Source organism: Ectothiorhodospira marina (assembly GCF_900109495.1).
Classification (GTDB): domain Bacteria; phylum Pseudomonadota; class Gammaproteobacteria; order Ectothiorhodospirales; family Ectothiorhodospiraceae; genus Ectothiorhodospira; species Ectothiorhodospira marina.
The window spans coordinates 420,090-445,147 of the sequence record NZ_FOAA01000001.1; the positions used below are offsets into that span (position 1 = coordinate 420,090).

The window sequence follows — 25,058 nt, forward strand, 5'->3', positions numbered from 1 at the left end:
CCGAAGGAGAGGATCGCGTGGTGCCTTCTCCCTGTGTCCGCGTCAGGCCAGTTTGAGATTCTGCCCGGTGGTCTCCCCGGCATCGGGGCCGAGCAGGTAGAGGTAAGGTCCGATCACCTCCGCGGGCTCAGGGTGCTGGCTCGGATCTTCTCCGGGGTAGTGGTCCGCCCGCAGCGGGCTTTGGATCGGGCCGGTATCCACTCCGTTCACCCGGATGCGACGGGCCCCCTGGTATTCGGCCGCCAGGATGTCCAGTAGCCCGCGCTGTCCCGCCTTGGCCACGCCGAAGGCGCCCCAGTAGGCGCGTTGGCAGTCCTGAGTGGAGAAGACGATGGCCGGGTCGGGTGCCTTTTCCAGCAGTGGGAGGGTGGCGTGGGTGAGCAGGAAAGTGGCGTGCAGGTTGACCGTGATGACGCGGGCCCACATTTCCAGATCGTAGAGTTTCAGTGGGGTCAGCGCGCCCACCCAGGCCGCATTGTGTACAACGCCGTCCAGCCGCCCGAACTCGTTGCCCAGGTTCTCGGCCAGGTCCTGGTAATCCTTGGCGGTGGCGCCTTCCAGATTCATGGGGTAGATGGCTGGCTGCGGACCACCCTCGGCCTCGATCTCGTCATATACCTTTTCCAGCGTCTTGATCACCTTGTCCAGCAGGATCACGGTGGCGCCGTGTCTGGCCAGCGCCAGGGACAGGGCTCGACCGATACCCCCAGTAGCACCGGTGACCAGGATCACCCGATCCTTGAACAGGTCGGGCGCGGGAGTGTAATGGAGAAGTTGTTGCGGGATCATTGCGTTTCCGTTGTGGCTGGAGTCTGTTGGAGGATCGCTTGGGCACATTGTAACCCACTGATCACTGCTCCCTCGAGCGTTGCTGGCAGGCCGGTGAGAGTATAGTCGCCGGCCAACCACAGGCCCGGCTGGGGTAGGGTGTTGCCCGGTCGCAGTCGGTCGCAGTCCACTGCCGCGCGGAATGTGGCCTGCTTTTCGCGGATCACCCAACTCTTCAGTGGGAAGGGCCAGTCTGGAAAGAGCATGTGTAGCTCCGCCCGTACCTGGGCCACCAGCGCCTGATTGTCCATTTGCATGTGAGGCCCGGAAGCCGAGATGACCACGGCCATGAGCCCGGGTTGGCCCGTGATGCGGCGATCGAAGGTCCATTGGGCGGTGGTGCCCAGCATGCCAAAGAAAGGTGTTTGCAAGCGGACTGACTCGGGGTACTGCAGATAGACGGTGCAGATGGGCTCGGTTTCCAGGGCCTCAAGGCCTTCGGTGACATCTTTCAGGCCTGGCAGCGGCTTGAGCAGGCGCGCGGCGGCGGGGTGCGCCGTGGCCAGGACCACCTGATGCGCATCAAGCGTCTCGCCGTCACGCAGGGCCAGGGTGAATCCCGTCTCCGTTGGGATCACGCTGCATACGTGGGTGAGGGTGCGTACGCTTACACCCCGCGCATCAAGCCATTGGTGGGCGGGTTTCGGCAGGAGATCTCCCAAGCTCATCCTCGGAACCAGCAGATCCGCGTGACTGCGGTGACCGGAGAACGCGCCGCGCAGTACCGCGCAGAACAGTTTGGCTGAGGCCTGCGTGAGCGGGGTGTTCAAAGTGGCCAGGCACAAGGGTTCCCACAGGCCACGCACCAGAACTTCCGGCTGTCCATGTTCGTGCAGCAGGCGGCTAACGGAGATGTCCTCATCCTGCTGCCAACGCATTAGACGGGCCAGGCCGGGAAGAGCCCTCAGCCGGTCTCGCCCCGGCATGCCACGGGCGCTGAGCAGGCCGGCCAGAAGATGCAGGGGCGCGGGCAGATAAAAACTGGCCAGGCTGATTCCCGGGGCGCCGGCTTCCCGCATGTTCAGGTCCAGGGGCAGGCGCATGAAGGCGCGAGACTCCTCCATGCCCAGCGTCTTCATCAGCCGGAGGGTGTGCTCGTAGGCCCCCAGTAGCAGGTGCTGGCCGTTGTCCAGCGGCATGCCGTCCCTATCCACTCGCCGCGCACGCCCCCCCAGGTGTCGGGTGGCCTCCAGCACTGTGACCCGGCGTCCCGCCTCGGTGAGGCGTACGGCTGCGGACAGGCCGGCCCAGCCACCACCCACGATACAGATATCGTGTGTCGTCATCCCTTGATGGCCTTGCGATGGCGCCGTTTTTCGTGCCGGGCCGTGCGCCAGGCGATCCACAGCTTACGCACGGGTGTCAGTCGGACGCGCTGCTCCAGTACCCGGTAACCATCGGCGGCAATCTCGTCCAGCAGGGTGCGGTAGATGGCCGCCATGATGATGCCGCTGCGCTGGGCATGGCGGTCGGTCTCGGGCAGGTGTTCGAAGGCGCGCCGATAATAGTCGCGTGCCCGGTCGGCCTGGAAGGCGAAGAGGCTCCGCAGTCGCTCGGAGGTTTGTGGTCGCTGCAGATCCGCGGGCTGAACACCAAAGCGCTCCAGTTCGTCCAGCGGGATATAGATTCGACCCCGGCGGGCATCTTCCAGGACATCGCGCAGGATGTTGGTGAGCTGGAAGGCCATGCCCAGGTCATGGGCGTAGCGTGCGGTCTTGCGATCCTCGTAGCCGAATATCTCGGCGGACATGAGTCCCACCACCGAGGCTACCCGGTAACAGTACAGCGACAATTCGGTGAAGCTGGGGTAGGCGTCGAATTCCAGGTCCATCTGCATGCCATCAATGATCTCCCGGAAGTGTTCCTCGGGGAGATTGAAGCGCTCGATGCAGGGTTGCAAGGCCTGACACACGGGATGAGACGGCTGGCCGCTGAAGGTTTCCGAGACCTGGTCCCGCCACCAGTCCAGCTTGGCCCGAGCCACGGCCGGATCCTGGCATTCGTCCACCACGTCGTCCACCTCCCGACAGAAGGCGTAGAGCGCAGTGATGGCCCGGCGTCGTTCCGGTGGCAGGAACAAGAAGCTGTAATAGAAACTGGAACCGCTACCGGCGGCCTTTTCCTGGCAATACTGATCGGGAGTCATGGATCTGGTTCGCTTGGGCGGTGAATGCGTAAACTATCATACCGTCATACAGGCAGGCGTCCCGGTAACAGTCCATCCCTGAGGATGACCAGATAATCCCGGCTACCCAGGCGCGGACGGGAAAACAGGTCCGCCTGCTGGCGCTGAAGATGCCAGACCACGCGGGCGCCAGCCACGATGATCAGGCGAATCTCCAAGCCCAGGCGACCGGGCAGCATGGCCCCCAGGGGGGCCCCGCTGCGTAGCAGTTGATCGGCGCGTTGGAACTGTTTGCGCATCAGTTGTCGGAAGGCATCATCGGTGAGCTGGTGGCGGAAATGGTTCTCGGTGACCCCGAAGGCCTGCATCTCCTCCTGCGGGATATAGATGCGTCCCATTTCGTGGTAGTCCTGGGCCATGTCCTGGTAAAAATTGATGAGTTGCAAGCTCGAGCAGACGGCATCGGACAACGCCAGGCGTCGGGGGTCGGCCTGGTTGCACAGGTGCAGTAGCAGGCGCCCCACCGGGTTGGCGGAACACCGGCAATACTGAATGACATCGCCAAACGTGGCGTAGCGATGCGTGGTGACATCCTGACGAAATGCGGTGAGCAGATCATGGAACAGCCCGACGGGCAGGTTGAAGGTCGGGATGGCATGGCTCAGGGCGATGAAGGTGGGGTCGTTATCCGGCTCGCCAGCGGCTGCGGCATCGAGCTGCTGCCCCAGGTCATCCAGTGCACGAAGGCGTTCCTCCTCGGAGCGCTCACCTTCATCCGCCAGATCGTCTCCCCGACGGGCAAAACTGTAGATGGCGGCCACCGGACGACGCAAATGGGCAGGCAGCAGGCGCGAGGCCACCGGGAAGTTTTCGTAATGACCATGGGCCTGACGCAGACATTCACGGTAAGCCTGGTCCACAGGTTGGCTGGCGGCGTTCATCTGTTCCCACTGGGTAGGGTTCAAATGGCGTGGAGTTTACCATGGTCTCGGGTGAACTCCCCTGCGCGAGCGGTGAGTGGGGGCACGGGCGGTACACTCAATGGATTCCTCTGACGCGAGATGAAACACCTTCATGTGGTATGACCCGGCGTTTCTTGGCCTTCAGGCCGCATCGGCTGAGCACAGTTCGTCCTTGCGACGCTTGTCGCGGACTGGAGAAGAGGTGGTTTGGGCCTTCCCCGATGTCCCGCGGCCTCTCCATGAGGCGGGCCTGCAGTCCTGCGTCAGTCGTTGTACGGAGGCCGTCGTCGGGGTGTACCGGGGCCGGGTGATCGCTTTCGGCGGCCTGGGAAAAATGGAGCCGGGAGGGGATGGTTTTCTGCGTCACCTGATCGTGCACCCGGACTATCGGGGCCGGGGTGTGGGGTCGACAATGCTGCGTCATTTGACCCATAGGGCCTTTGCGCATTACCGCTGCCGGGAGGTGCATGTTCGGGTTTCTTCACGCAATGTTCCGGCCACCCTATTTTTCTATGAGCTGGGTTTTCTGCCTTACGGCATGCTGTCCGGCGTGACGGATCCCTACGGTGGCGGCATCATGCGCTTGCGTTTGCGGCGCAGGGATCTGGAAGAGGCGTCGTAGGGAAGGGGTGCCCCTGACTCCCGTCAAGTTGGCAGGCATTTACCCGTGGGATGGCAGCCTTCACCTTTGTTTTTTTGACTCGTTTGGGAGAATATTACGCGCTTTACGCTGCTGCGCGGGTGTTCTCGGTACGCACCGCCGGGAGGCTCTGGTAAGATCGCCCCGCGTCGCACCTCAAAACCGGCAGTGGCATGGATTTCCGTGCACGGCCGCTACCTAAGGCAGAACAAACAGACTATGGCTTTGACGTTTCCGTTTTCGGCGATTGTCGCGCAGGACGAGATGAAGCTCGCCATTCTTATCTCCGCCATTGATCCGAGTATTGGCGGGGTGCTGGTGTTCGGGGATCGGGGTACCGGCAAATCCACCACGGTCCGTGCCCTGGCAGCCCTGTTGCCGCCCATGGAGGCGGTGGTGAACTGTCCTTATGGGTGTGCTCCGGACAAAAAGGCGGGTCTGTGCAAGATGTGCGATGGGCCCGATGCCAAGGAGGCACCCAAGACCCGTCAGGTGCCGGTGCCGGTGGTGGATATGCCGCTGGGCGTCACCGAAGACCGGGTTGTGGGCGCCCTGGATCTGGAGCGGGCCCTGACCCAGGGTGAAAAGGCCTTTGAGCCGGGTCTGCTGGCCCGCGCCCATCGCGGTTTTCTGTATATCGATGAGGTCAACCTGCTGGAGGACCACTTGGTGGACCTGCTGCTGGACGTGGCCGCCTCCGGTGAGAACGTGGTGGAGCGCGAAGGCCTGAGTGTGCGCCATCCCGCCAAGTTCGTGCTTATCGGTAGTGGTAACCCGGAGGAAGGGGAACTGCGTCCGCAGTTGCTGGACCGCTTCGGTCTCTCCGTGGAGATCAGCACGCCCGAGGACCTGCCCACCCGTATCGAAGTGGTGCGTCGCCGTGATGCCTTTGAAAAGGACCCGGAGGGCTTTACTCAGCGCTTCGAGAAGGAAGATGCGGAACTGCGCAAGAGAATCACTGCGGGTCGAGAACTCCTGCCAGACGTGGTGGTGCCCGATGCGGCCCTGGAGCGGGCAGCCCAGCTTTGCCTGGCCCTGGGCACTGATGGCCTGCGTGGTGAACTCACACTGATCCGTGCTGCCCGCGGCCTGGCGGCCTTCGAGGGTGATAAAGAGGTGACCGATGAGCACCTCAAGCGCGTGGCGCCGCCGGCCCTGCGCCATCGCCTGCGTCGTAACCCACTGGATGACGCTGGATCCTCCGTGCGCGTGGGGCGTGCCATCGAGGAGCTGTTCGGCGCATGACCGAAACCATGGCCCCCGAACTGACGCCGTGGGCATTGGCCAGCATCGCCGCTGGCCTGTTTGCCGTGGATCCCCAGGGGTGTGGTGGCGTGGCGGTGCGTGCCCATGCCGGCCCGGTGCGTGACCGCTGGCTGGAACAGCTGCGCCAGTTGTTGCCCGCGAAGGCGCCCATGCGGCGTCTGCCACTGCATATTGCCGATGGCCGTCTGCTCGGCGGCCTGGATCTGGCGGCCACGCTCAAGGCAGGAAAGCCCATTGCCGAACGCGGCCTCCTGGCAGAATGCGATGGTGGGGTGGCCGTCATGGCCATGGCAGAGCGGCTGACCTCCTCCACGGCCGGTCGCGTTGCGGCCGTGATGGATGCCCATGAAGTGGTCCTGGAGCGGGATGGTCTGGGCATGCGCGTGCCCACCCGGTTTGGGGTGGTGGCCCTGGATGAGGGGATGTCCGAAGAAGAGCAGGTGCCCGATGTCCTGATGGATCGGCTGGCCTTCCACATGGATCTGATCCCCATCGCCGTGCGCGATATGGACGAACCCCTGTGGACCAGCGAAGACGTCACCCGCGCTCGGGCAATCCTGCCCGAGGTGGAGGTGAGCGACAAGATTCTGGAGGCCCTGTGTGGCACGGCCCGGGCGCTGGGCATCGCCTCTTTGCGGGTGCCATTCCTGGCCCTGCGCGCGGCGCGTGCGGCAGCGGCCCTGGATGGTCGGAATCAGGTAGCGGAAGAGGATGCAGCCCTGGCCGCCCGCCTGGTGCTGGCTCCCCGCGCCACCATGTTGCCACCCTCCGAGGAAGAGATGCCCGAGGAGCAGGAGCCGCCACCGCCAGAGGAGCCGCCTGAGGAGGAGCAGAAGCCAGAGGATCAGGAAGACCAGGATCCTGCGGAGCTGGACAAGCCCCTGGAAGACCGCGTGCTGGAAGCTGCCAAAGCCTCATTGCCGGCGGGTTTGCTGGCGCAGTTGCAGGCCGGGTTGGGCGCCCGGTCCCGTTCCTCCGCCGCTGGCAAGGCCGGCGCACTGCAGCAGGGCAACCGTCGTGGGCGTCCCATTGGCACTCGTCGTGGGGAGCTGCGTGCCGGCGCCCGATTGAATGTCATCGAGACCTTGCGTGCCGCTGCCCCCTGGCAGCCGCTTCGACGGGCCCAGGCTCTGGCCGATGGCAGCTCTCCCAAGAGCCTGCGGGTCCATGTGCGCCGGGATGATTTTCGTATCACCCGTTTCAAGCAACGCACTGAGACCACAACCATCTTTGCGGTGGATGCCTCCGGTTCCGCGGCCCTACATCGCCTCGCCGAGGCAAAGGGTGCCGTGGAGTTGCTGCTGGCTGACTGTTATATCCGTCGTGACCGTGTGGGCTTGATCGCCTTCAGGGGGGTGCAGGCCGATCTGCTGCTGCCACCGACGCGCTCGCTGGTTCGCGCCAAGCGCAGCCTCGCCGGGTTGCCGGGGGGCGGAGGGACGCCATTGGCCTCTGCCATTGACGCGGTGCGCGAGCTGGCCGAGTCGGTGAAACGGCGTGGCGAAACCCCCGTGGCCGTATTCCTCACCGATGGCCGGGCCAACATTGCTCGCGATGGCAGTCAGGGGCGTTCCAAGGCAATGGAGGATGCCCTGGCAGCTGCCAAGGAACTGGCTGCGGAGCAACTCAAGATCATTCTGGTGGATACCTCGCCACGGCCGCAGCGCAGCGGTCAGGAACTGGCCATGGCCATGCAGGCGCAATATCTGCCACTGCCCCATGCCGATGCCGCCACCCTGTCCAGCGCCGTTCAGACAGCCAGCAGTTGATGCCGTGTTGACGTTGTGACCGAAATGACCCACTGGCCGGACTGGGAGCGGGAAGGGAAGGATTGGCCCAATCGCCATGTCAGTCGTTTTGTGGAGGCTGGCGGCGTGCGCTGGCATGTGCAGCGCATGGGGGAGGGGCCTTGCGTACTCCTCATCCATGGTACCGGTGCGGCGACCCACAGCTGGCGAGATGTGATGCCGCTACTGGCCCGTGAACACACCGTGATCGCTGTCGACTTGCCTGGTCATGGTTTTTCACGCCCGCTGGATAAGGATCCCGCTCCCTTTACACTGCCCGGGATGGCCAGTGCCTTGGGCCGGTTGCTGGAGGGCCTGAAGGAACGCCCCGCTCTGGTGGTCGGGCATTCCGCGGGGGCGGCTGTGGGTGCGCGCCTGTGCCTGGACGACTGGGTGTGCCCCCGCACCCTGATCAGTCTCAATGGCGTGATGTTGCCCTTCCCTGGGGCGGTGACCTTATTGTTTTCCAATACCGCGCGATTGTTATCCATGATGCCCATGCTGCCCCAAATGGTGGCCTGGCGCGCCACGGATCGCCGCGCGGTGGAGGATCTGCTGCGTGGCACCGGCTCCACTGTGGACCCGAGGGGTACGGAGTTCTATGGCCGGTTGATCCGTCATCCGGGGCATGTGGCCGGGGTGCTGAAGATGATGAACCACTGGGATCTGCAGCCCCTGGCGCGGGATCTGGCGAGGTTGCCGGTGGATCTGGCGCAGATTGTCGGTGACCGGGATCGGATGGTACCTCTGTCCGAGGCCCTGCGGGTGCAGGCGCTGGTACCCGGTTCAAGCCTGTTGCGCCTGCCGGGGCTGGGTCATCTGGCCCATGAGGAGAGGCCCTCCCTGCTGGCCCAGCAAGTGGCTCGTCAGGGGGTGGGCGGCGCCTCGGGGGTGTCTTGATCCTTCCTTGTGTAATCGAAGTCAATTGACCTGGGATTTTCCACCACTCTCCTGTCTGGTCAGGGGTGGGGACCCCTGCTAGACTGCCGAGCAAGACTTACACTTCATAGGGTTGCCCGTGACCACAGTTGCCGAGCCTGCCATCTCATCCTCCTCCGTTGATGATGCCCGTCCGCATGCCGTGGTGATCGGCAGCGGTTTTGGAGGGCTGGCCGCAGCCATCCGGCTTGGTGCCCGGGGCTATCGGGTGACGGTTCTGGAAAAGCTGGATGCGCCCGGTGGGCGTGCCTATGTGTTCCGCCAGGACGGCTTCACCTTCGATGCTGGTCCAACCATTGTCACCGCCCCCTTTGTGCTTGAGGAACTCTGGCAACTCTGCGGTCGGCGCATGGAGGATGACATTGATCTGCGCCCCATGGATCCCTTCTACCAGATTCGTTTTCACGACGGCGAGGTCTTCAACTATTGGGCCGATGTGGAAAAGGTGCGCGAGGAAGTCAAACGCTTTGCGCCGGAGGACCTGGAGGGTTATGACGCCTACATGAAGGCCAGTCAGGCCAATTACAAGGTGGGCTTCGAGGATCTGGCGCATGTCCCCTTCAATTCCATGCTGGATATGGCCAAGGTGGTCCCCGATCTGGTGAAGTTGCAGAGCTATCGCAGCGTTTACGGCCTGGTAGCCAAATATGTCAAGAATCCTCGGCTACGCGAGGTGCTCAGCTTTCATCCGTTGCTGGTGGGGGGCAATCCCTTCCGCACCACATCCGTCTACTGTCTGATTTCATACCTGGAGCGTCGCTACGGCGTTCACTTTGCCATGGGTGGCACGGGCCGACTGGTGGAAGGACTGGTGGATCTCATTCAGGGGCAGGGGAACGAAGTGCGCTGCGGCCAGGAGGTGGCCAACATCAATGTGCAGTCCGGGCGTGTCACCGGGGTGCGCATGAAGTCGGGTGAATCCATATCCGCCGACATTGTGGTATCCAATGCCGACTCCGCCTCCACCTATCGCAACCTGGTGCCGTCACCGGCCCGTCAGCGCTGGACCAATAGCCGCATTGAGCGGGCCCGTTATTCCATGAGTCTGTTTGTATGGTATTTCGGTACGAAAAAGCGTTATGAGGACGTGCCGCACCATTCCATCATTCTGGGGCCACGCTACAAGGAGCTGATCGAGGACATTTTTCAGCGCAAGATTCTGGCCGAAGACTTCAGCCTGTATCTCCATCGGCCCACCAAGACCGATCCCTCCCTGGCGCCAGAGGGTTGCGACACCTTCTATGTCCTCTCGCCGGTGCCGCACATGCAAAGCGGTGTGGACTGGGCGCAGCAGGCTGAGCCCTACCGTCAAAAAATCTCCGAATTCTTGTCTTCCAGCATACTGCCCGATCTGGAGCAGCAGGTGATCAGTTCCCATATGATCACTCCCCAGTACTTCCAGGACGATCTCAACTCCTTCCGCGGCGCCGCATTTGGGCTGGAGCCGGTCATGCTGCAAAGTGCGGCATTCCGCCCACACAACAAGAGCGAGGACGTGAAAGGACTCTACCTGGTGGGCGCCGGGACGCATCCCGGCGCCGGTCTGCCGGGCGTGATCTCCTCGGCACGCGTGCTGGACAGCGTGGTTCCGGATGCAGCCCAAGCGAAAGGTGCCCGATGATGCAAGCGACCTCCACCACCAAGCGACCCACGCGGGCCGCGGACATGACGGCCTGCCGATCTCTCCTGTGTGACGGCTCCCGGTCCTTCTATGCGGCCTCCCTGTTCCTGCCCCGGCAGATCCGGGAGCCTGCCACGGCCATGTATGCCTTTTGCCGGCTTGCGGATGATGCCATCGATCTGGACGATGGTCGTGGTGACGGTCTGGAGCGCATGCAGGATCGTCTCGATCGGATTTATGAGGGGAATCCCCGCAACTTTTCCGCGGACCGGGCCTTTGCCCGGGTGGTGCAGCGCTTCTCCATCCCGCAGGCTCTTCCGCAGGCCCTGCTGGAGGGCTTTGAGTGGGACACGGGTGGGCGAACCTATCCGGACCTGGCTTCACTGGAGGCCTACGGTGCCCGGGTGGCGGGCACCGTGGGGGCCATGATGACCCTGGTCATGGGCGTGCGTTCTCCCGATGCCCTGGCCCGTGCCTGCGACATGGGCGTGGCGATGCAATTGACCAATATCGCCCGGGATGTGGGGGAGGATGCCCGCAATGGCCGCATCTATCTGCCGTTGAACTGGATGGAGGAACACGGTATCGACGTCGAGGCCTTCCTGGCCGATCCGCAATTCACTCCAGAAGTGGGGCAGGTGATCCAGCGTCTGCTGGAGGCCGCTGACAGGCTCTATGAACGGGGTGCTGTCGGCGTTCAGACCCTGCCGCCCTCATGCCGGCCCGGGATTCAGGCGGCCATGGCATTGTATTCCGAGATCGGCCGGGAAGTGGAACGCAACGGCCTGGACTCCATCAATCAACGCGCTGTGGTGTCGCCATCCCGCAAGATCCGGGCCTTGACCCAGATGTTCCGTCGGTTCAGCGACAAACAACTGGCCGTGATGAATCGGATCCTCGTGGAAGAACCCCTGGAGGCCAATCGTTTCCTGGTGGACGCGGTGCGTGAGCATCCCTTTGGTCGGGACAGCATCCGTCCCACCGCCATGGCCATGGGACGGGTCGAGCACCGCCTGATGTGGCTGCATAATCTTTTCCACCGTCTGGAGGAGCGGGATCGCTCCATGCGTCCGGCTGCCAAGACCAGTGCCCTGGCCCGCAACCGGGATCGCGGGGACGTGGCCCTGGGTTAGCCCCGAGCCCGACGGGGCATCCGAAAAGGCAGCATCAAACGCACGACCGGGTTATCGAAGCGATCCAGCGAAAGGCTCTCGTGGAAAGCGACGGCCTTCTCCCCATGGATGCGTGCATCCAGCAGCGAGCGCGCATAGAAGGGGGTGTCCTCGAAGGTATGCCGGATCGCGGCGCTACCCGCGTCGGCGCGGGTGGCCCTGGGGGCACGCCAGATGCGCGCCGTGGGCAGGGCATGGGCAGGTGGTGGTTCTACCTCCCGTGCCTTTCCGTCCGCATCGAAGCGCAGCGCAAGCAGGCTGTGACCACCATCGCGGCGGTCTGCTTCATAGAGCACCATGGTCTCCTGATTCTCCATTACTGCGCGCGACCAGTCCCAGTAGCGGAAGCCTTTTTCCACCGGCTCCTCGCCGCGGTTGCTGTCCAGGTATCCGGGCCCTTGCCATCGAAGACCAGGTTGTTCCAGATCCACCTCCACCCGTGCCGAGGGCGCGATGGGGCGCCATTGGTGCAGGCCCTGGCCGTCCAGGGCGAAACTGTAATCGGTCAGACAGTGGGGTGTCAGGCGGACCTGCCCCCGGAGTTTTGAGGGGATGGGCGCGGTGGTCTCGTCAATGGTCACTGTCAGTGCCTGACCATCCCAGGACAGGCTGCTGGGGCCGATGGTCAGATGGTGGCTGTCCCGTGCCAGGTCGCCTCGCCCCCGTTCCGTCATGGCCCACCGCTTCATGTCGCCGTACAAGGCCACATTGATGGCGCAGTGGTGATTCGGATCCGGATTGCCGCGGCGGCGGGCCCAGGCATAGTAAGGGGAGAAGACGCTACCCACGAAGCCGATCAGGGTGATCCCGTGGCGACCGTCATCGCTCAAGGCATCCAGGTACCACCACAGGTAACCCCCTGGAGTTACCGTTTCCGTGAAGTCAGGTCCTCGCGCAGGGCCGATGCCGCCAGACGTCCCGAGAGGGTCGCCATGGGCACGCCGGCGCCCGGATGCACGCTCCCGCCCGTCAGGTACAGGCCCGGAATCCGGCTGCGGGCCCCCGGGCGATTGAACGTGGCCCTCCATCCATGTGTGGCCTGGCCGTACAACCCCCCGCCCGTCCCGGGGAACAGTCCCTCGAACTGGGTGGGTGTGGTGACCACGGGGTGCTCCGTCCCCGGTTTCACCCGTAATCCACAGCGTTCCAGCACCCGGAAAGCATTCTCCTGGCATTGAGCGATCTCCTGTTCATCAAAGGCATGGTGGTCGCCGATGGGTGGGGCATTGATCAGGCACAGCAGACGTTCGGCGCCCGATACCCCATTGCCGTCCCGATCGCCACGATCCTGGGCACAGATGTACACCGTGGGTTCAGTCGGCACCCGGCCATGCTTGAAGATGTGGTCGAATTCGGCCGGATAATCACGGCAGAAGAACACATTATGACGCAGCAGCGGGAATCCGTCAGTGGGTGCCCGCAGGTTCCAGGTCATGGCGGACAGGGAGCGTCCCTCGCGAGCCACGGGTGCCACCGCACGGCAGGCCTGCGTACCCAGCAGGCCATGGCTCAGGGCGGCAATGTCCGTGTTGGAGATCACCGCATCGGCGGTCAGCGTCTCGCCGTCGGCCAGACGCACCCCCGTGACCCGGCCGCCACGGGTTTCGATGGCATCCACTTGGGTCCGGTAGTGTACCTTGGCACCGCGCGCCTGGGCCAGGGACGCCAGGGCTTCAGGGATTCGGGCCATGCCGCCCTCCACCATCCATACCCCTTCCTGCTCCACATGGGCCACCAGCATCAGCGTCGCCGGTGCGAGGAAGGGGGAGGATCCACAGTACGTGGAGTAGCGCCCGAACAGCTGCCGCAACCGGGGATCATGAAAATGCTGGCCCAGGGCGCGCCAGAGGGTGTCGTAGGGTGAGATGCGCATGAGTCCACCCAGGCCGCGGATGCCAGCGCGCCCGACCAGGCTCAGTGGCGTGGGTCGGGTGCCGCGAATGAACGGCCCTTCCAGGGTCTGGTAGGTACGTCGTGCGCGCTCGCAGAACTGCTCGAACCGTTTGGCCTCGGCGGCACCGGCGAAGCGGCCCACGGCGTCCACCGAGGCCTTGTGGTCCGCGTGCAGGTCAAAGCGCTCATCCTCGCTCCAGGCGTGGCGAGCCAGGATCGACATGGGCTGCAGTTGCAGATGGTCCGTCAGGGATGTGTCAACCGAATCGAACAGTTCCTCGAATACCCACCGCATGGTGAATACGGTGGGTCCCGCATCGATTCGAGCGTCGCCGACACCCACTTCGCGGATCTTCCCTCCGGGGCGGGCTGCCTGCTCCAGAACGGTGACATTCATGCCGGCGTGCGCCAGTTCCAGAGCGGCGGAGAGGCCCGCAATGCCCGCCCCAATGATGGCAATATTGGGTGTGCCCATGTGATTCCTTGTCGTTCGGCCAACGCCTTTGACTCGGCCCTGGCTTGTGTCTATGCTGAGCGAATCGTATAAATGACAACCTAACCTTACACTACGGGGCGGAGGCACACCATGGAAGCCACGACGCGAATCGAGCAGGCACTTGAACAGGCTCTGGCTGATGGCGAGTCGCCGGCAGGGCCGCCGTTATTGCTTGAAGCGATTCGCTATGCGGTGTTTCCAGGGGGCGCCCGGATTCGCCCCCAATTGGTGCTGGCCGTGGCTCAGGCGTGCGGTGATGATGCCCCGGAAGTCACTGATGCCGCCCTGGCCTCCATTGAACTGATGCACTGCGCCTCCCTGGTGCATGATGACCTGCCCTGTTTTGATAGTGCTGACATGCGTCGCGGCAAGCCCTCTGTTCATGCTGCGTATGGCGAGCGCCTGGCCGTGCTGGGCGGGGATGCCCTGATCGTTCTGGCCATGGAGGTACTGGCGCGGGGTACGGCCAATTCACCGGAGCGCCTTGCTCCCTTGTTGCTCACGGTGGGGCAGGGAGTGGGTGTGCCCTCGGGAATCATTGCGGGTCAGGCCTGGGAGTGTGAACCCAAGGTGGACCTGGCGGAGTACCAGCGTGCCAAGACTGGCGCCTTGTTTGCGGCGGCCACCATGGTGGGTGCCGCAGCAGCGGGTGAGGACCCGGCTCCCTGGCGTGCCCTGGGTGAGAAACTCGGGGAGGCCTTCCAGGTGGCGGATGATCTGCGCGACGCGGTGTCCAATTCCGAAGAACTGGGTAAACCGGTGGGTCAGGACGAGGCCCTGGACCGGCCCAATGCAGTGCGTCAGTTGGGTGTCAAGGGTGCCACCGAACGCCTGAAGCGTCTGCTTGAAGAGGCGATGGACTCCATTCCCGCTTGCCCGGGCGAGGCAGAACTGCGGGTGCTGCTCATGAAGCAGGCTTCCAAATTCCTGCCCAAGGAACTGGCCCAGCAGGCCGCCTGAACCCAGGCAACTCCCATGACAAGATACTGGAAGCGGATGGCGACAGGTGCGCCATCCGAGGCACTTTGGCGCGGCGGTTTTCTGTCGCTGCGTAATCGCATCCTCTCTAATCCCGCCTTTCAGCGCTGGGCAGCTGCGTTCCCTCTGACGCGGCCCATCGCCCGCCGGCGGGCTCGCCACCTGTTCGATATCGTGGCTGGGTTCGTCTACTCGCAAGTGCTTTATACCTGCGTGAGGCTCAAACTGCTGGATCATCTGCACGCGGAGGGGCCGCAAGCCGTGCCGGAATTGGCGCGTTACATGGATATGCCCGAGGAAAACTGCCTGCTGTTGCTCAAGGCAGCGGCATCACTGAAGCTGGTGGAATACTATGGGCGGGGCTGTTATGGGCTCGGCGCGCAGGGTGCCGCCATGATGGCCAATCCCGGCATTGCCGCCATGGTGGATCACCATGCCATGCTTTACGAGGATCTCATGGACCCCGTGGGCCTGTTGCGTGGGCATTATCCGCAAACCCGGCTGGGTGAATATTGGGCCTATGCGGGTGACACGCCGCCAACAACACTGGCTGGCGAGCGGATCACCCCCTACACCCAGCTCATGTCGGTTTCACAGCAACTGGTGGCCGAAGAAATTCTCGATGCCTTCAACCCCGCCGGATACAAGCGACTGATGGATCTTGGCGGCGGTAATGCCACATTCCTGTCTGCGGTGGCCCGCCGTGCACCTGACATCGAGCTTGTGCTTTACGACCTGCCAGCCGTGGCCAAGCAGGCTCGTGAAACCTTTCAGGCTCAGGGGTTGGGGCATCGAGCCACTGCCGTAGGCGGGGATTTCTTCACGGATGAATTGCCCGGGGGGGCTGACCTCATCTCCCTGGTGCGTGTGGTCCATGATCACAATGACGACCACATCCTGGGGTTGCTTCGCGCTGTGCGCGAAGCCCTGCCCGATGATGGCGCGCTGCTGTTGGCGGAGCCGATGTCCGGCACCCGGGGTGCCGAGCCCATAGGGGATGCCTATTTTGGTGTTTATCTGTTCGCCATGGGGCGAGGGCGCCCCAGAACGCCCGCTGAAATCGAAATTTTATTAAGAGAATCAGGGTTTAGCCGTGTGCGCCTGCTGAATACCAGGAATCCCTTATTGACTCGTGTCATGTTGGCCCAGCCATGACATCGGGGCCGTGTTAGTTTGGGTTGACAACCTCTAGGGTCACGCTAGACTTACACGCATATCTCGTAGGGGCAAGATCGCCCCGGGTCGAATTGCCATGAAAGCGACAGCCGTCGTCATCGAAAAACCCGAACATCTTGTGATCAGTGAACTGGATCTCTCCGCTCCGGGTGATGCTGACGTGGTCGTGGATATTGCCTTTAGTGGCATCAGTACCGGCACGGAGCGCCTGTTGTGGACTGGACGGATGCCAAGCTTTCCCGGAATGGGTTATCCCCTGGTGCCCGGTTATGAATCGGTCGGGCGCGTCGCCGCTGCCGGGCCGGACTCCGGTCGTCGAGTGGGCGAACAGGTCTTTGTGCCGGGTGCCGCCTGTTATGGCGAAGTCCGTGGACTGTTCGGGGGTGCCGCCTCCCGGGTGGTGGTGCCGGGTGCCAAGGTCGTCCCGGTGCCGGATGATCTGGGTGAGGAGGGTGTCCTTCTGGCGCTGGCAGCGACGGCCTATCATGCAATCTTCCAGGGCAAGCCCGTGGAGGGCCTGGACAAGGCGGCTCTGCCTGGGCTGATCATTGGTCACGGCGTGCTGGGTCGATTGCTGGCCCGGATTGTCGTCGCGGCGGGTGGGCAGCCAATGGTTTGGGAACTGGATGCCCAACGGGCAGAGGGTGCCGAAGGCTACACGGTGGTTCATCCGGATAAGGACGAACGTCGGGATTATCCCTGCATCGTCGATGTCAGTGGTGATTCGAAGATTCTGGATACGCTGATCACACGGTTGGCGCGTGGTGGCGAGGTCATCCTGGCCGGGTTCTACAGTCAGCCACTGAGTTTCGAGTTTCCACCCGCCTTCATGCGTGAGGCAAAGATTCGATGCGCGGCTGAATGGCACGCAGCGGATCTGATCGAAGTCAAGAAGCTGATCGAGTCGGGTGGGTTATCCTTGAAAGGCCTGATTACCCATCGGTATCAGGCTGTCCAGGCGAATGAGGCCTATCGCATCGCGTTTGGTGACCCTCAATGCCTGAAGATGATCCTCGACTGGAGGGATGGCCAATGAAGAAGGCAGACGGCCAATCCTCCGTTTCACTTGAAAGCCTCCGTGGTCAGCTCCGTTCCGGAGCGGGCATGGACTCCAGCCAGCCTGAAGGGGATGTTAGCGTGCAGAGCTCTTCCGCCAAAGAAACTCAGATTATCGCCATCTATGGCAAGGGCGGTATTGGCAAGAGCTTCACCCTCTCCAATCTCTCTTACATGATGGCGCAGCAAGGCAAGCGCGTGCTGCTGATCGGCTGTGATCCCAAGAGTGATACCACCTCCCTGTTGTTCGGTGGGCGCGCCTGCCCGACCATCATCGATACTGCGGCCCGGAAGAAGCAGGCAGGCGAGCAGGTAGAGATCGGTGATGTTTGCTTCAAGCGGGGCGGCGTGTTCGCCATGGAACTGGGCGGCCCTGAAGTGGGGCGTGGTTGCGGGGGTCGCGGCATTATTCATGGCTTCGAAATCCTTGAAAAACTGGGCTTCCATGAGTGGGGGTTCGATTATGTCCTTCTGGACTTCCTGGGTGACGTGGTCTGCGGCGGCTTTGGTCTGCCCATTGCCCGTGACCTGTGTCAGAAGGTCATCGTGGTGGGTTCTAATGACCTGCAGTCCCTGTATGTGGTGAATAACGTCTGCTCGGCCGTGGAATATTTCCGGCGCCTGGGCGGCAATGTGGGGGTTGCGGGCATCGTGATCAACAAGGACGACGGCACGGGCGAGGCCCAGGCCTTCGCCAAGGCAGCTGACATCCCGATCCTGGCCTCCATCCCGGCCAATGAAGATATCCGCCGCAAGAGCGCCAACTACCAGATCGTGGCCCACCCCGATGGGGAGTGGGGGCCTTTGTTCGCTGAACTGGCGACCCAGGTTGCCGAGGCGCCACCCAGGCATCCCAACCCGCTGAGCCAGGATGAGCTTCTGGGGCTGTTTACCAGCGAGGAAGTCGGCCGTGACGTGGTGCTTGAACCGGCCACTCAGGAAGACATGCATGGCGGCACGATCGTCAAGAAGCCGTCTCTCGAGGTGATTTATGACGATGTCTGAAGGACATCGCGGTCACCCGGGTGATGCCGGCCTCACCGAAACCCTCTCCGGTGCGGGAGAGGGGGCGTCCACATCCGGGGTTTACAATGCCTCGACGAAAACGGCGGTTGAAACAATCCCCGTGACTGTAGAGACCACGCAAAGTGCCCAAGGTTCACAGTCGGGTAAATCGGCCAAGGGGCCTCATGATCAACCCCAGAGCATGTGCCCGGCGTTCGGATCCCTGCGCGTGGGCCTGCGCATGCGTCGCACGGCCACTGTCCTTTCTGGCTCCGCCTGCTGCGTCTACGGGCTGAGCTTTACATCGCATTTCTACGGTGCGCGTCGCACCGTCAATTATGTCCCCTTCGACTCCGAAACCCTGGTCACGGGTAAGCTGTTCGAAGATATCCGTGAGGCTGTCCACCAGTTGGCTGATCCTGCGGTGAATGATGCGGTGGTCGTCATTAATCTGTGTGTACCCTCAGCCTCCGGTGTACCGCTCAGATTGCTGCCCAAGGAAATCAATGGGGTTCGTATCATCGGTCTGGATGTTCCGGGTTTTGGTGTTGGAACCCATGCCGAGGCCAAGGATCTTCTGGCGGGCACCATGTTGCGCTATGCCCGGGGCGAGGCGGAACAAGGCCCGGTTCAGGCGCCTCGCGAAGGCCGCAAGGACAAACCTACCGTGACTCTGCTGGGTGAGATGTTCCCGGCCGACCCCATGGGAGTGGGTGCCATGCTTGAGCCTCTGGGTCTCGCTACGGGCCCGGTGGTGCCCACGCGTGAGTGGCGTGAGTTGTATGCCGCCCTCGACTGCGCCGTGGGCGCCGCCATTCACCCTTTCTACACCGCCTCCGTTCGCGAATTGAATGCGGCGGGCCGCGAGGTTGTCGGCTCCGCTCCCGTGGGGTACGACGGCACGGCTGCCTGGCTGGACGCCATCGGCCAGGCCTGCGGCGTGAAGCAAGCCGCTGTGGATGCATCCAAGAATCGCTTCTTGCCGGCCATCAAGAGTGCCTTGAGTCATGCGCCCGTCAAGGGCCGCATCACCGTCTCCGGATACGAAGGCTCCGAGTTGCTGGTAGCCCGCCTGCTGATCGAAAGCGGCGCGGACGTGCCCTATGTGGGCACTGCCTGCCCGAAAACTCCTTGGTCTGCGCCTGATCGGGAATGGCTGGAAGCGAAGGGGGTGCATGTCCAGTACCGCGCCACGCTGGAGCAGGATATCGCGGCCATTGAAGAGTTTGGCCCTGATCTGGCCATCGGCACCACGCCGGTCGTGCAACACGCCAAAGAGAAGGCCATTCCCGCTCTGTACTTCACCAACCTGATTTCCGCGCGTCCCTTGATGGGCCCAGCGGGGGCCGGTTCACTGGCCCAGGTGATCAACGCGGCACTGGGCAATCAGGCGCGTTTCGATCAGATGAGAGCCTTCTTTGGGGATGTGGGCCAAGGTTCCAATGCCGGTGTCTGGGACCACGTGCCCCAGGATCAGGCGGAATATCGTGATCGTCTGGCCAAGCAGCGCAAGGCCTCCAAAAAAGGGGGAGCACTCTGATGCTGGTGCAGGATCTGGATAGGGCAGGTGGTTACTGGGGTGCTGTGTATGTGTTCAGTGCCATCAAGGGTCTGCAGGTCATCATCGATGGTCCCGTAGGCTGCGAAAACCTGCCTGTGACATCCGTACTTCATTACACCGATGCCCTGCCGCCCCATGAATTGCCGATTGTGGTGACCGGTCTGGGCGAAGAAGAACTGGGTCAGAGCGGGACCGAAGAGGCCATGAAGCGGGCCCACGGGACGCTGGATCCCGATTTTCCGGCCGTGGTGGTGACGGGTTCGATTGCAGAGATGATTGGTGGGGGAGTAACGCCGGAAGGGACGAACATCCAGCGTTTCCTGCCCCGCACCATCGATGAGGACCAGTGGCAGTGCTCTGACCGTGCCCTGAATTGGCTCTGGACACAGTATGGCCCGAAAAAGGTTCCGGAGTTGAAGGCCCGTAAGGCGGGCGAAAAGCCCAGGGTCAACATCATTGGCCCGAGCTATGGCAACTTCAATATGCCGTCGGATCTTGCGGAGATTCGTCGCTTGATCGAGGGCATTGGCGCCGAGGTCAACATGGTGTTTCCTCTAGGTAGCCATCTGGCAGATGTCCCCCGGCTTGCGGATGCCGAAGTGAATGTTTGTCTGTATCGGGAGTTCGGGCGACAACTGTGCGAGACGCTGGAGCGCCCCTATTTGCAGGCGCCCGTGGGTCTGCACAGCACCACCAAGTTCCTGAACACGCTGGGTGAGTTGTTGGGGCTGGATCCGCAACCGTTCATCGAAAAGGAAAAGCACACCACCATCAAGCCTCTGTGGGACCTGTGGCGGTCGGTGACGCAGGACTTCTTCGGCACGGCCAGTTTCGGCATCGTGGCCACTGATACTTATGCCCGTGGCATTCGGCACTTCCTGGAGGACGAAATGGGCATGCCCTGCCACTTCTCCTTCTCGCGTAGTGCGGGTGTGAAGCCGGACAACGCGGCGGTGCGCAAGGCGGTACACGAGAAGACGCCTCTGGTGTTGTTCGGCAGTTATAACGAGCGCATGTACTTATCAGAGATCGGCGGTCGGGCCATGTACATCCCGGTTTCTTTCCCGGGTGCCATTGTGCGGCGTCATACGGGCACGCCGTTCATGGGATATGCCGGGGCCACCTACCTGGTTCAGGAGGTGTGCAATGCATTGTTTGATGCCCTGTTCCATATTCTGCCGCTGGGTACGGATCTGGATCGGGTGGATGCTACGCCCACGCGGATGCATCAAGAACTGCCTTGGGATGATGATGCCAAGGCAGCACTGGACAAATTGGTGGATTCGTATCCCGTGCTCACGCGAATTTCTGCAGCCAAGCGCCTGCGGGACACCATTGAAGGTGCGGCCCGCAAGGCAGGCGAGCAGCGCGTCACACTGGAACGGGTGACGCAGAGCGCGGCCAGTGTATCGGCCGGGGGTGTGGCATGAACGTGGCTTTTCTTGATTGTCGCCGCCTGAACAGTAGCAAGCGTTCGGCGGAGGCGATCATGGCCTCCCGTTCGGGAGGTTATGGGTCGATCGTGGTGGAAGCTGCAGAGATGGCGAATCCGCCGTTCTCGGATGGCTTCAACCAGATTTCGGGTTTTACCTGTGCTGGATCACGATCGTTGAACTTGTCGTAGTGTAAGGTTTACTGCGACGTATGTGATCGCGTTGAGTCAACGCGGTATTTGCCAATTAGGCTCATTTGGAGGGTATTTAAATGGTTGATGAAACGAAAGGTTCGCTCTCGGGGCTCAACGAAGAGGAAGCCATGGAGTTTCATGGTGTCTTCATGACCAGCATGATGGGCTTCCTGGCGGTTGCCGCTGTGGCCCACGTTCTGGCTTGGATGTGGCGTCCCTGGGGTGTGGCTTGGTAAGACGCTTCGCCTGAAAGGCGAATCGAGTCTTGAGCCGTACCTTAAGTGAAGCATTAAAAGCAGTTTCTTTCCAATATAGGAGATTTCAATATGTGGCGTGTTTGGCTGCTGTTCGATCCGCGCAGAGCGCTGGTTGCCCTGTTTGCATTCCTGGCCGTGCTGGCTCTGCTGATCCACTTCATCCTGTTGAGCACCGAGCGCTTCAACTGGATGCACACCGCCTCTCTGGTCGACACGACCGAGCAGGTCGCCGTGCAGGCTCAGACAGGCAAGTCAACCCTGGCCTGAAGACGTCTGATGCCCACGCTCCCGGGCGGGATGGCTACGCCATATGCATCCCGCCCGGCATCTGGGCCAATACGTTGACCAGAGTGTTGAGAGTATAGGGCAACGGCCGGAACCTCCGGCCGGTGCCTTCTGACCGGAGGTTCTAGGAATGTCCATGCTGAGCTTTGAGAAGAGATACCGCGTACGCGGGGGGACGTTGATCGGGGGCGATCTATTTGACTTCTGGGTCGGCCCATTCTACGTCGGTTTTTTTGGTGTGCTGACGGCCATCTTCGCAGTGCTGGGAACGCTGCTGATCATCTGGGGCGCGGCGATGGGCCCAACCTGGAATGTCTGGCAGATCAGCATTGCCCCACCTGACTTGAGTTATGGTCTGGGCATGGCCCCGCTTACCGAGGGCGGCCTATGGCAATTCATTACCATGTGCGCTATCGGCGCATTTGTCTCCTGGGCACTTCGCCAGGTAGAAATCTGTAACAAATTGGGCATGGGTTATCATGTGCCGATCGCTTTTGGTGTTGCGATCTTCGCCTATGTCACGCTGGTGGTCTTCCGCCCGATTCTGCTGGGTGCCTGGGGTCACGGTTTCCCCTACGGCATCATGAGTCACCTGGATTGGGTGTCCAACGTGGGTTACCAGTTCCTGCATTTCCACTATAACCCGGCCCACATGCTGGCCATCACCTTCTTCTTCACCACGGCCCTGGCCCTGTCGCTGCATGGCGGCCTGATCCTGTCCGTGACCAATCCGAAGAAGGGCGAGCCAGTCAAGACTCCTGAATACGAAGATACCTTCTTCCGTGACACCGTCGGCTACTCCATTGGTGCCCTTGGCGTCCACCGTTTGGGTCTGTTCCTGGCCCTGAACGCTGCTTTCTGGAGCGCCGTGTGCATCATTCTGAGCGGTCCCTTCTGGACCCGTAGCTGGCCGGAATGGTGGAACTGGTGGCTTAACCTTCCGATCTGGGCTTAATGTAAGGGGACCACAATGGCCGAATATCAAAATATATTCAATCGAGTGCAGGTCCAGGCGGAGCCTGAGGCCGGCGTCCCGCTGGAAAACGAACGGGAACGAATCGGCAAGCCGATGCTGATGCATCTAGCCGGTCGGTTCGGTAACGCCCAAATTGGCCCCATCTATCTGGGCTATACGGGTCTGTTCTCGATCCTCTTTGGTTTGATCGCAATTCTGATCATTGGTTTCAACTTTTGGGCCCAGGTGAACTGGGATCCTGCGCAGTTTGTTCGTCAGTTGTTCTATCTGGGTCTGGAACCGCCCGCAGCTGAATATGGCCTGGGGATTCCGCCCCTGGCAGAAGGCGGCTGGTGGTTGATGGCAGGGTTTTTCCTCACGGCTTCGATCCTGCTGTGGTGGGTACGTGTCTATCGTCGGGCACGGGCGCTGAATCTGGGCACTCATGTGGCCTGGGCGTTCGCGGCGGCGATCTTCCTGTATCTGTCCCTCGGCTTCTTCCGTCCGCTGTTGATGGGTGACTGGTCCGAAGCAGTACCGTTCGGCATCTTCCCTCACCTGGACTGGACGACTGCCTTCTCCTTGAAGTACGGCAACCTGTACTACAACCCGTTCCACATGCTCTGCATTGCCTTCCTGTATGGGTCGGCCCTGCTGTTTGCCATGCACGGTGCAACGGTGCTGGCGGTGGGCCGCTACGGTGGTGAGCGCGAAATCGAGCAAATCACCGACCGCGGTACGGCCTCCGACCGGGCTGCCCTGTTCTGGCGCTGGACCATGGGCTTCAACGCCACCATGGAATCCATTCACCGCTGGGCCTGGTGGTTCGCCGTTCTGGTCCCGATCACTGGCGGTATCGGCATTCTGCTTACGGGCACAGTGGTTGATAACTGGTACATGTGGGCGATTGATCACGGTGTCGCACCGTCGTATCCGAACATCTATCCGCCCGTCGAAGATCCGGCCACGCTTCAAGGGATGTCTCAATGAATACCATTACGCGCAAAACTGTGACAGTGGCAGCACTGACGGGTGCTGCACTCCTGGTGACTGGCTGTGAGCTGCCAGTTGGAATTGACGCCGATCAGAAGGGTTATCGCGGACTGGGCATGGAACAGGTGACCAAACGTCATCTGGAAGCCAGAAAGCGAGTTGACCTGGTGATCCCTGAGGCCGAAAGTCCGGCCAACAGTGCCGGCCCCAAGGCCGGAGATATCTACACCAGCGTTGAAGTGTTGGGTGATCTCAGCATTGGGGAGTTCAACCGCCTGATGAACGCGATCACCGCATGGGTGGCGCCGGAACAGGGTTGTAACTACTGCCATGTACCGGGCAACTTCGCCGATGAGAACATCTACACCAAGATCGTGTCTCGCAACATGTTGGAGATGGTGAAAACCATCAACACCGAGTGGGATGCCCACGTGGGTGAAACGGGTGTGACCTGCTACACCTGTCACATGGGACAGCCGGTCCCGGATCAGATCTGGTTTGAGGATCATGGTCCGAAACAGGCCGGTGGCGTTGCCGCCAGTCGCATGGGTCAGAACCTGTCAGGTCCGAACGTAGCCTCCGCTTCGTTGCCGAATGACGTGTTCACTCGGTTCCTGGCTGAGGATCCGCAGGGCCTGCGGATCACGCCGCGTTCCACCTTGCCCATGGGTGATAATCCCTACAACCTGAAGGATGCCGAGTGGAACCATGGTCTGATGATCCACTTCTCCAAGGCGCTGGGTGCCAACTGCACGACCTGCCATAACACGAACAACTTCCCGGACTGGCAGGCCAGCCCGCCGCAGCGTGTGACGGCATGGCACGGCATCGAGATGGTACGGGCGTTGAATGTGGGTTATCTGAACCCGTTGCAGCCGGTGTATCCGGATTCGCGGCTTGGTCCCCTGGGTGATGCGCCCAAGGCCAATTGCGCTACCTGCCATAATGGCCTGCAACTGCCCCTCGATCGTGCTCAGATGTTGGCGGATTATCCCGAACTCAACCGCGTTCAGCGGCGTGAGGGCTGGGAGCCATCCAAAGCCGATGCTGAGTTGAGCGAGACTCAGGTGGACCCCGACATTTCTGCAGGTGATGTCGAGGATGATGCTGCCCTTGAGGCAGCAGAAAGTTAAGATTGAAAGGGGCCTGTTGGCCCGCTGACAATCTGAAGCAGTATCACAAGGGACCCGCTAAGGGTCCCTTGTGCGTTGTGTGCGTTGTGTGCGTTGTGTGCGTTGTGTGCGTTGTGTGCGTTGTGTGCGGGGGCATGCAGGGGAGCGGCCCCGTGCGATTCTGCGGATTTCGTGGGTGCAGTACGCCCCCGCTTTGTGTATGTTTGAGCCATGCGTTCATCTCCCCCGCAACCTGCAATGCAGCCCACATCATCGTGAATCGCGAGCCGGGGCCACGATTCATGGGGCGGACCGCTGACGTTC

The 25,058-nt window shown here is 62.0% G+C and carries 23 protein-coding genes; 17 read left to right on the forward strand and 6 right to left on the reverse strand.

The window, feature by feature from the left end:
• Positions 1-42: 42 nt before the first annotated feature.
• The 4 genes from BMY52_RS01935 to hpnC are packed head-to-tail and all read right to left on the reverse strand — an operon-like array spanning position 43 to position 3,894.
• A complete protein-coding gene (locus tag BMY52_RS01935; protein WP_090250135.1) occupies positions 43-789 on the reverse strand; it encodes an SDR family NAD(P)-dependent oxidoreductase in 747 nt (248 codons plus the stop codon).
• Positions 786-2,114, reverse strand: a complete 1,329-nt coding sequence (hpnE, locus tag BMY52_RS01940; protein WP_090250137.1) for a hydroxysqualene dehydroxylase HpnE — start codon at positions 2,112-2,114, stop codon at positions 786-788. Before hpnE ends, BMY52_RS01935 begins: the two co-directional genes overlap by 4 nt.
• Positions 2,111-2,974 (reverse strand): presqualene diphosphate synthase HpnD, encoded by an 864-nt coding sequence (hpnD, locus tag BMY52_RS01945; RefSeq protein ID WP_090250139.1) that lies wholly within the window; start codon positions 2,972-2,974, stop codon positions 2,111-2,113. The genes hpnE and hpnD overlap by 4 nt, the downstream gene beginning before the upstream one ends.
• A gap of 44 nt (positions 2,975-3,018) precedes the next feature.
• Complete coding sequence (gene hpnC, locus BMY52_RS01950; protein ID WP_090250541.1) at positions 3,019-3,894, reverse strand: squalene synthase HpnC; 876 nt, start codon at positions 3,892-3,894, stop codon at positions 3,019-3,021.
• Between the two features lie 133 nt (positions 3,895-4,027).
• Here hpnC and BMY52_RS01955 point away from each other — a divergent pair, with 133 nt between their 5' ends.
• From BMY52_RS01955 to BMY52_RS01980, 6 genes are all read left to right on the forward strand, one after another.
• Positions 4,028-4,537, forward strand: a complete 510-nt coding sequence (locus tag BMY52_RS01955) for a GNAT family N-acetyltransferase (protein WP_090250141.1) — start codon at positions 4,028-4,030, stop codon at positions 4,535-4,537.
• Positions 4,538-4,774: 237 nt separating this feature from the next.
• Positions 4,775-5,800 (forward strand): magnesium chelatase ATPase subunit I, encoded by a 1,026-nt coding sequence (gene bchI / locus BMY52_RS01960; protein WP_090250143.1) that lies wholly within the window; start codon positions 4,775-4,777, stop codon positions 5,798-5,800.
• Positions 5,797-7,590: a magnesium chelatase subunit D gene (locus BMY52_RS01965; protein WP_090250144.1), complete on the forward strand. Its 1,794-nt coding sequence runs from the start codon at positions 5,797-5,799 to the stop codon at positions 7,588-7,590. The genes bchI and BMY52_RS01965 overlap by 4 nt, the downstream gene beginning before the upstream one ends.
• A 24-nt stretch (positions 7,591-7,614) precedes the next feature.
• Positions 7,615-8,508 carry an alpha/beta fold hydrolase BchO gene (gene bchO, locus BMY52_RS01970; protein ID WP_090250147.1) on the forward strand — a complete coding sequence of 298 codons (894 nt, stop codon included), beginning with the start codon at positions 7,615-7,617 and terminating at the stop codon, positions 8,506-8,508.
• Positions 8,509-8,626: 118 nt separating this feature from the next.
• Entirely contained in the window at positions 8,627-10,168 is a 1,542-nt protein-coding gene (locus tag BMY52_RS01975) for a phytoene desaturase (protein WP_238627165.1), read from the forward strand.
• Positions 10,165-11,301, forward strand: coding sequence for a phytoene/squalene synthase family protein (locus tag BMY52_RS01980; protein ID WP_090250153.1), 1,137 nt, complete (start codon positions 10,165-10,167; stop codon positions 11,299-11,301). Before BMY52_RS01975 ends, BMY52_RS01980 begins: the two co-directional genes overlap by 4 nt.
• On the opposite strand, the gene BMY52_RS01985 is transcribed toward BMY52_RS01980, so the two are convergent.
• Positions 11,298-12,170, reverse strand: a complete 873-nt coding sequence (locus tag BMY52_RS01985; protein WP_090250155.1) for a carotenoid 1,2-hydratase — start codon at positions 12,168-12,170, stop codon at positions 11,298-11,300. The two genes, BMY52_RS01980 and BMY52_RS01985, sit on opposite strands and share 4 nt — an antisense overlap.
• Before the next feature lie 35 nt (positions 12,171-12,205).
• Positions 12,206-13,708 (reverse strand): 1-hydroxycarotenoid 3,4-desaturase CrtD, encoded by a 1,503-nt coding sequence (gene crtD, locus BMY52_RS01990; protein ID WP_090250158.1) that lies wholly within the window; start codon positions 13,706-13,708, stop codon positions 12,206-12,208.
• Between the two features lie 111 nt (positions 13,709-13,819).
• On the opposite strand from crtD, the gene BMY52_RS01995 reads away from it, so the two are divergent.
• From BMY52_RS01995 to pufC, 11 genes are all read left to right on the forward strand, one after another.
• Positions 13,820-14,689, forward strand: coding sequence for a polyprenyl synthetase family protein (locus tag BMY52_RS01995; protein ID WP_090250160.1), 870 nt, complete (start codon positions 13,820-13,822; stop codon positions 14,687-14,689).
• A 15-nt stretch (positions 14,690-14,704) separates the two neighbouring features.
• Positions 14,705-15,862, forward strand: coding sequence for a methyltransferase (locus tag BMY52_RS02000; protein WP_090250163.1), 1,158 nt, complete (start codon positions 14,705-14,707; stop codon positions 15,860-15,862).
• A 97-nt stretch (positions 15,863-15,959) separates the two neighbouring features.
• The gene (gene bchC / locus BMY52_RS02005) at positions 15,960-16,919 is read left to right on the forward strand and encodes a chlorophyll synthesis pathway protein BchC (protein ID WP_090250165.1); all 960 of its coding nucleotides are present in this window, start codon (positions 15,960-15,962) and stop codon (positions 16,917-16,919) included.
• A gap of 68 nt (positions 16,920-16,987) precedes the next feature.
• On the forward strand, positions 16,988-17,944 hold the full coding sequence (locus BMY52_RS02010) for a chlorophyllide a reductase iron protein subunit X (protein ID WP_090250543.1): 957 nt from the start codon (positions 16,988-16,990) through the stop codon (positions 17,942-17,944).
• Positions 17,937-19,484, forward strand: a complete 1,548-nt coding sequence (bchY, locus tag BMY52_RS02015; RefSeq protein ID WP_281244057.1) for a chlorophyllide a reductase subunit Y — start codon at positions 17,937-17,939, stop codon at positions 19,482-19,484. The genes BMY52_RS02010 and bchY overlap by 8 nt, the downstream gene beginning before the upstream one ends.
• Entirely contained in the window at positions 19,484-20,935 is a 1,452-nt protein-coding gene (bchZ, locus tag BMY52_RS02020) for a chlorophyllide a reductase subunit Z (protein WP_090250168.1), read from the forward strand. The genes bchY and bchZ overlap by 1 nt, the downstream gene beginning before the upstream one ends.
• Positions 20,936-21,209: 274 nt before the next feature.
• A complete protein-coding gene (pufB, locus tag BMY52_RS02025) occupies positions 21,210-21,368 on the forward strand; it encodes a light-harvesting antenna LH1, beta subunit (protein WP_025281025.1) in 159 nt (52 codons plus the stop codon).
• A gap of 90 nt (positions 21,369-21,458) precedes the next feature.
• Entirely contained in the window at positions 21,459-21,656 is a 198-nt protein-coding gene (gene pufA, locus BMY52_RS02030) for a light-harvesting antenna LH1, alpha subunit (RefSeq protein WP_090250171.1), read from the forward strand.
• Positions 21,657-21,804: 148 nt separating this feature from the next.
• Positions 21,805-22,629, forward strand: coding sequence for a photosynthetic reaction center subunit L (gene pufL / locus BMY52_RS02035; RefSeq protein ID WP_090250174.1), 825 nt, complete (start codon positions 21,805-21,807; stop codon positions 22,627-22,629).
• Between the two features lie 15 nt (positions 22,630-22,644).
• Positions 22,645-23,619 carry a photosynthetic reaction center subunit M gene (pufM, locus tag BMY52_RS02040; protein WP_090250177.1) on the forward strand — a complete coding sequence of 325 codons (975 nt, stop codon included), beginning with the start codon at positions 22,645-22,647 and terminating at the stop codon, positions 23,617-23,619.
• Entirely contained in the window at positions 23,616-24,755 is a 1,140-nt protein-coding gene (gene pufC, locus BMY52_RS02045; RefSeq protein ID WP_090250180.1) for a photosynthetic reaction center cytochrome PufC, read from the forward strand. Before pufM ends, pufC begins: the two co-directional genes overlap by 4 nt.
• The last annotated feature ends 303 nt before the right edge of the window (positions 24,756-25,058 follow it).

What these genes read in the sequence shown, in the direction of transcription:
- BMY52_RS02000 (WP_090250163.1), top strand. Translation starts at nt 14,705, where the DNA reads ATGACAAGATACTGGAAGCGGATGGCGACAGGTGCGCCATCCGAGGCA.
- BMY52_RS01980 (WP_090250153.1), top strand. Translation starts at nt 10,165, where the DNA reads ATGATGCAAGCGACCTCCACCACCAAGCGACCCACGCGGGCCGCGGAC.
- BMY52_RS01995 (WP_090250160.1), top strand. Translation starts at nt 13,820, where the DNA reads ATGGAAGCCACGACGCGAATCGAGCAGGCACTTGAACAGGCTCTGGCT.
- bchY (WP_281244057.1), top strand. Translation starts at nt 17,937, where the DNA reads ATGTCTGAAGGACATCGCGGTCACCCGGGTGATGCCGGCCTCACCGAA.
- BMY52_RS01955 (WP_090250141.1), top strand. Translation starts at nt 4,028, where the DNA reads ATGTGGTATGACCCGGCGTTTCTTGGCCTTCAGGCCGCATCGGCTGAG.
- BMY52_RS01935 (WP_090250135.1), bottom strand. Translation starts at nt 789, where the DNA reads ATGATCCCGCAACAACTTCTCCATTACACTCCCGCGCCCGACCTGTTC.
- pufB (WP_025281025.1), top strand. Translation starts at nt 21,210, where the DNA reads ATGGTTGATGAAACGAAAGGTTCGCTCTCGGGGCTCAACGAAGAGGAA.
- BMY52_RS01965 (WP_090250144.1), top strand. Translation starts at nt 5,797, where the DNA reads ATGACCGAAACCATGGCCCCCGAACTGACGCCGTGGGCATTGGCCAGC.
- bchI (WP_090250143.1), top strand. Translation starts at nt 4,775, where the DNA reads ATGGCTTTGACGTTTCCGTTTTCGGCGATTGTCGCGCAGGACGAGATG.
- hpnC (WP_090250541.1), bottom strand. Translation starts at nt 3,894, where the DNA reads ATGAACGCCGCCAGCCAACCTGTGGACCAGGCTTACCGTGAATGTCTG.
- pufL (WP_090250174.1), top strand. Translation starts at nt 21,805, where the DNA reads ATGTCCATGCTGAGCTTTGAGAAGAGATACCGCGTACGCGGGGGGACG.
- hpnE (WP_090250137.1), bottom strand. Translation starts at nt 2,114, where the DNA reads ATGACGACACACGATATCTGTATCGTGGGTGGTGGCTGGGCCGGCCTG.
- BMY52_RS02010 (WP_090250543.1), top strand. Translation starts at nt 16,988, where the DNA reads ATGGACTCCAGCCAGCCTGAAGGGGATGTTAGCGTGCAGAGCTCTTCC.
- bchC (WP_090250165.1), top strand. Translation starts at nt 15,960, where the DNA reads ATGAAAGCGACAGCCGTCGTCATCGAAAAACCCGAACATCTTGTGATC.
- pufA (WP_090250171.1), top strand. Translation starts at nt 21,459, where the DNA reads ATGTGGCGTGTTTGGCTGCTGTTCGATCCGCGCAGAGCGCTGGTTGCC.
- crtD (WP_090250158.1), bottom strand. Translation starts at nt 13,708, where the DNA reads ATGGGCACACCCAATATTGCCATCATTGGGGCGGGCATTGCGGGCCTC.
- hpnD (WP_090250139.1), bottom strand. Translation starts at nt 2,974, where the DNA reads ATGACTCCCGATCAGTATTGCCAGGAAAAGGCCGCCGGTAGCGGTTCC.
- bchO (WP_090250147.1), top strand. Translation starts at nt 7,615, where the DNA reads ATGACCCACTGGCCGGACTGGGAGCGGGAAGGGAAGGATTGGCCCAAT.
- pufC (WP_090250180.1), top strand. Translation starts at nt 23,616, where the DNA reads ATGAATACCATTACGCGCAAAACTGTGACAGTGGCAGCACTGACGGGT.
- bchZ (WP_090250168.1), top strand. Translation starts at nt 19,484, where the DNA reads ATGCTGGTGCAGGATCTGGATAGGGCAGGTGGTTACTGGGGTGCTGTG.
- pufM (WP_090250177.1), top strand. Translation starts at nt 22,645, where the DNA reads ATGGCCGAATATCAAAATATATTCAATCGAGTGCAGGTCCAGGCGGAG.